Origin of the sequence: Auraticoccus cholistanensis (assembly GCF_009742705.1) — a bacterium.
GTDB classification, from domain to species: Bacteria; Actinomycetota; Actinomycetes; order Propionibacteriales; family Propionibacteriaceae; genus Auraticoccus; species Auraticoccus cholistanensis.
The window spans coordinates 178,082-184,229 of record NZ_WPCU01000010.1 but is presented as its reverse complement, the minus strand read 5'-3'; the positions used below and the strand labels follow the sequence as shown (position 1 = coordinate 184,229).

Below are 6,148 nucleotides of genomic sequence, written 5' to 3'. Positions count from 1 at the left end.
CGTCGACCTGGCCATCGACCGCGGCTCCCAGGTGGTCGTGCTGGGGCTCAACGGGGCCGGCAAGACCACCCTGCTGCGGATCCTGGCCGGTCTGGAGCAGAGCGACACCGGCGAGATCCGTCCCGGCCACGGGCTGCGGATCGGCTACTACGCCCAGGAGCACGAGACCCTCGACACCTCCCGCACCGTGCTGGAGAACATGGTCTCGGCCTCGCCCGACCTCAACGACACCGAGGTCCGCAAGGTGCTCGGCTCGTTCCTGTTCACCGGCGACGACGTCGACAAGCCGGCCGGCGTGCTCTCGGGCGGTGAGAAGACCCGGCTCTCGCTGGCCATGCTGGTGGTCTCGGCGGCCAACGTGCTGCTGCTCGACGAGCCGACCAACAACCTCGACCCGGCCTCGCGGGCGGAGGTGCTCGAGGCCATCCGCAGCTACGCCGGGGCGGTGGTGCTGGTGACCCACGACGAGGGGGCGGTTGAGGCGCTCGACCCGGACCGGGTGCTGGTGCTGCCCGACGGCACCGAGGACCTGTGGAGCCCGGAGTACGCCGAGCTGATCTCGCTGGCCTGAGCGTCGCCGCTCAGCCCGTGCGGCAGTAGCGGGCGACCCGCACCTGCAGAGTCGTCCGGGTGGGGCGGGACCACCGCCGGGTGAGCTCCTCGGCGCCCAGGTGGTGCCCGTTGGGCCCCATCGCCACCAGGTCGCGGGTGGCGCCGGCGTCGAGGTCCAGCACCCGGTGGACGCCGACGACCTCCTCCTCGGCGAAGCGGCCGGCGAGCTGGGCGCGCAGCCGCTCCACCTTGCTGTCCTCGATCCCCAGCAGCGCCCCGTCCGCCCGCAGCTCGGCCAGGTGGCCGGGCTCGGGGGTCACCACCACCAGCACCCCGCCCGGGGCGAGCACCCGGGCGGTCTCCTCGGCGTTGCGGGGGGCGAAGACGGCCAGCACGGCGTCCAGCGCGCCGGTGCGCACCGGCCAGGGCCGCCAGACGTCGGCCACCACGGCGCCGAGCCGCGGGTGGGCCCGGGCGGCGCGGCGGCAGGCGGGCACCGAGACGTCGGTGGCCAGCCCCCGCCAGGCCGGCCGCCCGGAGAGCACCCCGGCGAGGTGGTGCGCCGTCCCGGCCCCGGTCTCCAGCACCGCGGCCCGCCCGGGCAGGTCCGCCAGCCGGTCCGCCACCGCGGCGGTCAGCGCGGCGTAGTGCCCCGCGCCGAGGAACCGCTCGCGGGCGGCGACCATGTCGGCGGTGTCGGCGTTGGCCTGCTGGGCGTGCCCGAGCAGGTTGGCGTAGCCCTGCCGGGCCAGGTCGAAGCGGTGCCCGCCGCCGCACTCCAGCCGGCGCCCGGCCGGGTCCGCGGCGAGCGGCGCCTCCTCCTCGTGGGCGGTCACCGGGCAGCGGAGCAGGTCGGCCACCAGCGCCAGCCCGCGCCGGTCGTCCCCGGGTGCGTCCGCCAGCACCGGCCGGCTCAGGAGACCCGCAGCGCGCCGCCGTCGACGGGCAGCAGGCAGCCGGTCAGGTAGCTGGCGGCGGGGGAGAGCACGAACGCCGCGACCCGGCCGAACTCGGCCGGCTCCCCGAGGCGGCGCAGCGGGACGGCCTCCGCCGCCCGGCGCCGGCTGGCCTCGGGGTCGGCCTGGTCGGCGTGCAGCGCGTCGATCCGGTCGGTCAGCACGGTGCCCGGCATCAGCCCCAGCACCCGCGCACCCCGGGGTCCCACCTCGTCGGCCAGCTGCTTGACCAGCGCACCCAGCCCGGGCCGCAGCCCGTTGCTGATGGCCATCTCCGGCAGCGGCTGCCGGCTGCTGCTGGACAGCACCCAGGCCAGCGACACGTCGGGGCGGGTGGCGTGCTCCAGCACCGCGCGGGTCACCCGCAGGGCGGCCAGGAACACCGAGTCGAAGGCCGTGCGCCACTCCTCCTCGCTGTTGGCCAGCACGGCGCCCTTGGGCGGCCCGCCCACGCTGACCAGCGCCCCGTCGAGGCCGCCGAAGGTGTCCAGCGCCAGCCGGCAGGCCCGTGCGGCCGTGTCCGGCTCGGCCAGGTCGGCGGCCAGCGCCACGGCGCGGTCGCGGCCGAGCTGCTCCACCGCCTCGTCGAGGACCTGCTGGCGCCGGGCGACCAGCACCACCCTCGCCCCCTCGGCCACCAGCACCTCGGCCGTGGCCCGGCCGAGGCCGCCGGAGGCGGCGGTCACCACGAAGGTGCGGTTCGTCAGTCCCAGGTCCATGGCTGCAGTGTGCCCGACGCGGGCGTGAGGCTCAGCCCGGGTCCGGGCCGGGACCGGGCCCGCCGGAGCCCGCCCCGGCGGCCTGGCGCCGCTCCCGCAGGTCGCCCCGCACCAGCACCACCACGCCGACCACGGCGATGCCGGTGAAGGCGAACCACTGCAGCGCGTAGGAGAAGTGGTTGCCCTCGGTGGGCGCCGGCACCTGGATGGGCTCCAGCGCGCCGGGCTGCGCCGGCTCGACCGCGTAGGCGGCGACCCAGCCGGTGGTGGTCACCGGGTAGGGGAGCGTGGCGGCCACGGCCGGGGCGTTCACGAGCCGGACGGAGGAGCGGATCGGGGTGATGAGCGGGTCGCGGCCCTGCTCGTTGCGGCGCAGCCAGCCCTGCACGGTGACGGCTCCGCCCGGCGGGGCCGGCAGCGTGTCCGGGACGGGCTGGCCCTGCTCGAGCGTGACGAAGCCGCGGCTGACCAGCACGGCGGCACCGTCCGGGGTGCGCAGCGGCGTCAGCACCTCGTAGCCGGCCGCCTCGCCGTTGCGGCGCTGCCGCACGGCCAGCTGGTGCTCGGCGTCGAAGGTGCCGGACAGCTCGACGCGCCGCCACTGGTCGGCGTCGGTGACCTCCTGGCCCAGCGCCTGGCCGGCCGGGACCGGAGGCAGCTGCTGCTGCTCGGCGACGTGGGCGTTGGCGTGCCGCCGCTGCTCGAGGCGGTCCAGCTGCCAGCGCCCCAGGCTGGTGAAGGCCACCGCCACCACCGCCACGAAGAGCGCCAGCACCAGCCAGCGCAGCCAGAGCCGCTGCACCGAGCCAGCCTAGCCCCGCTCAGACGGTGCGGGTCTCGTCGCGGGAGAGGGCCAGCCGGGTGGCGGCGGCGGTGGTGGCGCCCACGGTGGCGCCGCGGCCGACCGCCACCCCGGCCAGGAAGGTGGTCAGCGGGGCGGCGGGACGGGTGACCTGGTGGGCGGCGTCGCGGGCCAGGTCCAGCACGGCGTGGACGTCGTCCTCACCCAGGTCGAGGTCGAGCCCGAGCTCGTCGGAGAGCTCGGCCAGCCACAGGAAGAGGGTGCGGGTCTCCTCGTTCACGCGGTGCTCCTCGGGTCGGTGGTGGTCGCCAGCCGATCCTGCCACGCCCGCCGGTGACGTCCGGGGCGGGGGGAGGAGGGGCGGGCGCTGGTGCCCGTCCCTAGACTCGGCTGCATGTCCGCCACCCCCGCCGCCTGGCCGCGCCCGCTGCGCGACCGGCACGGACGTGTCGCCACCGACCTGCGGGTGTCGCTGACGGACCGCTGCAACCTGCGCTGCACCTACTGCATGCCGGCCGAGGGGCTGGACTGGCTGCCCCGCGACGAGCTGCTCACCCGCGAGGAGCTGAACCGGCTGCTGCGGGTGGCCGTCACCATGCTCGGGATCACCTCGGTGCGGCTCACCGGCGGGGAGCCGCTGCTGCGCCCCGACCTGGCCCAGGTGGTGGCCGACGTCGCCGCGCTGCGGCCGCGGCCGTCGATCGCGCTGACCACCAACGGCATCGGGCTGGCGCGCCGCGCGGAGGAGCTCCGGGCCGCCGGGCTGGACCGGGTCAACGTCTCGCTCGACACCCTCGACCCCGACACCTTCACCCGCCTCACCCGCCGGCGACGGCTGCCCGACGTGCTGGCCGGTGTGGAGGCGGCGGTGGCCGCCGGCTTCGGCCCGGTCAAGGTCAACGCGGTGCTGATGCGCGGGGTGAACGACCACGAGGCCGTCGACCTGCTCGAGTGGGCGATGCGCACCGGGGTCCAGCTGCGGTTCATCGAGCAGATGCCGCTGGACGCCCAGCACGGCTGGGACCGCGCGGAGATGGTGACCGCCGAGGAGGTCCACGCCGCCCTCTCCACCCGCTACCGGCTGGTCGACGACCGGGCCGAGCGGGGCAGCGCGCCGGCCGAGCTGTTCCGGGTGGCCGGCACCGCCCACCGGGTGGGCATCATCGCCTCGGTCACCCGGCCCTTCTGCGGGGCCTGCGACCGGGTCCGGCTCACCGCCGACGGGCAGCTGCGCAACTGCCTGTTCGCCCGCACCGAGTCCGACCTGCGGCCGCTGCTGCGCGGCGGCGCCGACGACGAGGAGATCGCCGGGCGCTGGCTGTCCGTGGTGGCCGGCAAGCGTCCCGGGCACGGCATCGACGACCCCACCTTCCTGCAGCCCGACCGCCCCATGTCGGCCATCGGCGGTTGAGGCGGGCCGGGGGTCAGCCCAGCGGCTCGACCTCGCGCAGGAAGCCCCGCGCGGTGAGGAACTGCGAGAGGGAGTCCCGGTGCTGCTCGCAGGCCAGCCAGTGCTTGCGGCGCTCGGGGGTGTGGATCTTGGGGTTGTTCCAGCGCAGGTCCCACACCGCGGCCGCGGCGCAGCCGCGGGCCGAGCAGGTGGTGCCCTCCGCCTCGCCGGCGCTCACCGGCGGTCCTCGCCGGACCCCAGCGCGGGGCGCGGCGGCGTCTCGTCGGGCACGACCTCGCCCTCGATCAGCTCCGGGACGGCCTCGACCGCGACCCGCTCCGGCGCGTCGGGGACGGGTGGGCCCGGCTCGACCAGCTCGGCCGGACGGTGGCTGCGCTGGTCGCCCTGGTTCACCACCAGCACGGCGACGTAGGGCAGCACCACCGCCCCGGCCAGCAGGAACCACTTGGTGTTGCCGGGGGCGAAGAGCAGCCCGACGAAGCAGAGCACCCGGATGCCCATCATGATCAGGTAGTTGCGCTGCCGGCGCGAGGCGTCGGCGGAGCGTCCCTGCGCCGCCGCGGTGATGAGGGGAGGTGGGGTGCTGTCTCGGGAGACCACCGATCCACCCTACGCGCCGCCCGCAGCGCCGGCTTCGCTGTCGGCGCCCGGGCGTAGAGTCGCCCCGGCGGCGGACGGTCCGCTGCCCGGTCCGGTGGCCGTCCGCCGGAGGAGCGAGGCCCGGTTTGCGTCCGCTGACGGTCACCCACCTCGGTGAGGCCGAGATCGCCCACCCCGCCCGCGGCGTGCTGCGCCGCATCGCCGCCCTGCTGCACCCCTACCGGGCGCGGATGCTGCTGGTGGTGCTGGCCGTGGTGGCCGCGGCGGCGCTCACCGCCGTCGTGCCCTTCCTCACCAAGGAGGTCTTCGACCGGGCGCTGTTCCCCCTCGACGGGGGCCCGCCGCGGCTCGGCCTGCTGGGCTGGCTGGTGGCCGGGATGGTGGCGATCCCGCTGGTGACCGCCCTCATCGGCATCGCCCAGAACTACCTGACCAGCGTGATCGGCAACTCGGCCATGGCCGACCTGCGCGGCGACCTCTTCGCCCACCTGCAGCGGATGGAGCTGGGCTTCTTCACCGGCACCCGCACCGGCTCGATCCAGTCCCGGCTCGCCAACGACGTCGCCGGGGTGCGCACGGTGCTGACCGACGTGGCCACCTCCATCCTGCAGAACACCGTCACCGTCTCGGCCGCCTTCGTCTCGATGCTGCTGCTGTCGTGGCCGCTGACGGTGCTCACCGTGGTGCTGATGCCGCTGTTCGTGGTGATCCAGGTCCGGGTGGGCCGGCGCCGCCAGCGGCTGGCCCGGCGCACCCAGGAGTCGCTGTCGGAGATGACGGCGATCACGGAGGAGGCGCTGAGCGTCTCGGGCATCCTGCTGGCCAAGGTGTTCAACCGGGCCGACGCCGAGACCGAGCGGTACCGGCGGGCCAACCGCGAGCAGACCCTGCTGCAGGTGCAGCAGGCGATGACCGGGCGGACCTTCATGGCCGTGGTGCAGACCTTCTTCGCCATCACGCCCGCGCTGATCTACCTGGCGGCCGGCTTCATGGTGACGGGCGGCCTCGCCGGGGGAGCCGCGCTGAGCGCCGGCACCCTGATCGCCTTCACCACCGTGCAGGCCCGGCTGCAGCAGCCGCTGATGCAGCTGATGCGGGTGAGCCTGGA

The 6,148-nt window shown here is 75.8% G+C and carries 9 protein-coding genes; 3 read left to right on the top strand and 6 right to left on the bottom strand.

The features are described 5' to 3' along the window. On the top strand, window positions 1-571 hold a 571-nt coding region (locus GC722_RS18550), incomplete at its 5' end, for an ATP-binding cassette domain-containing protein (protein ID WP_231747883.1). Window positions 572-581: 10 nt separating this feature from the next. On the opposite strand, the gene GC722_RS14425 is transcribed toward GC722_RS18550, so the two are convergent. The 4 genes from GC722_RS14425 to GC722_RS14410 are packed head-to-tail and all read right to left on the bottom strand — an operon-like array spanning window position 582 to window position 3,309. Further along, window positions 582-1,457 carry a putative RNA methyltransferase gene (locus GC722_RS14425; RefSeq protein ID WP_197430179.1) on the bottom strand — a complete coding sequence of 292 codons (876 nt, stop codon included), beginning with the start codon at window positions 1,455-1,457 and terminating at the stop codon, window positions 582-584. A gap of 8 nt (window positions 1,458-1,465) precedes the next feature. Further along, window positions 1,466-2,227 (bottom strand): SDR family oxidoreductase, encoded by a 762-nt coding sequence (locus GC722_RS14420; protein ID WP_156611336.1) that lies wholly within the window; start codon window positions 2,225-2,227, stop codon window positions 1,466-1,468. 31 nt (window positions 2,228-2,258) lie between these two features. Continuing rightward, entirely contained in the window at window positions 2,259-3,029 is a 771-nt protein-coding gene (locus GC722_RS14415) for an SURF1 family cytochrome oxidase biogenesis protein (RefSeq protein ID WP_156611333.1), read from the bottom strand. A 19-nt stretch (window positions 3,030-3,048) separates the two neighbouring features. Then, window positions 3,049-3,309 carry a DUF6457 domain-containing protein gene (locus GC722_RS14410; protein ID WP_331714871.1) on the bottom strand — a complete coding sequence of 87 codons (261 nt, stop codon included), beginning with the start codon at window positions 3,307-3,309 and terminating at the stop codon, window positions 3,049-3,051. A gap of 114 nt (window positions 3,310-3,423) precedes the next feature. On the opposite strand from GC722_RS14410, the gene moaA reads away from it, so the two are divergent. Further along, window positions 3,424-4,440, top strand: coding sequence for a GTP 3',8-cyclase MoaA (gene moaA / locus GC722_RS14405; protein ID WP_156611331.1), 1,017 nt, complete (start codon window positions 3,424-3,426; stop codon window positions 4,438-4,440). Window positions 4,441-4,453: 13 nt separating this feature from the next. On the opposite strand, the gene GC722_RS14400 is transcribed toward moaA, so the two are convergent. Then, window positions 4,454-4,657 (bottom strand): acetone carboxylase, encoded by a 204-nt coding sequence (locus tag GC722_RS14400; protein ID WP_197430286.1) that lies wholly within the window; start codon window positions 4,655-4,657, stop codon window positions 4,454-4,456. Continuing rightward, a complete protein-coding gene (locus tag GC722_RS14395; RefSeq protein ID WP_197430178.1) occupies window positions 4,654-5,040 on the bottom strand; it encodes a DUF3099 domain-containing protein in 387 nt (128 codons plus the stop codon). Before GC722_RS14395 ends, GC722_RS14400 begins: the two co-directional genes overlap by 4 nt. Before the next feature lie 125 nt (window positions 5,041-5,165). On the opposite strand from GC722_RS14395, the gene GC722_RS18545 reads away from it, so the two are divergent. Then, window positions 5,166-6,148 (top strand): ABC transporter ATP-binding protein (locus tag GC722_RS18545; RefSeq protein WP_231747882.1); only part of this gene is annotated, 983 nt, incomplete at its 3' end.

Coding starts and splice junctions, on each gene's coding strand:
- GC722_RS14420 (WP_156611336.1), bottom strand. CDS start 2,227: ATGGACCTGGGACTGACGAACCGCACCTTCGTGGTGACCGCCGCCTCC.
- moaA (WP_156611331.1), top strand. CDS start 3,424: ATGTCCGCCACCCCCGCCGCCTGGCCGCGCCCGCTGCGCGACCGGCAC.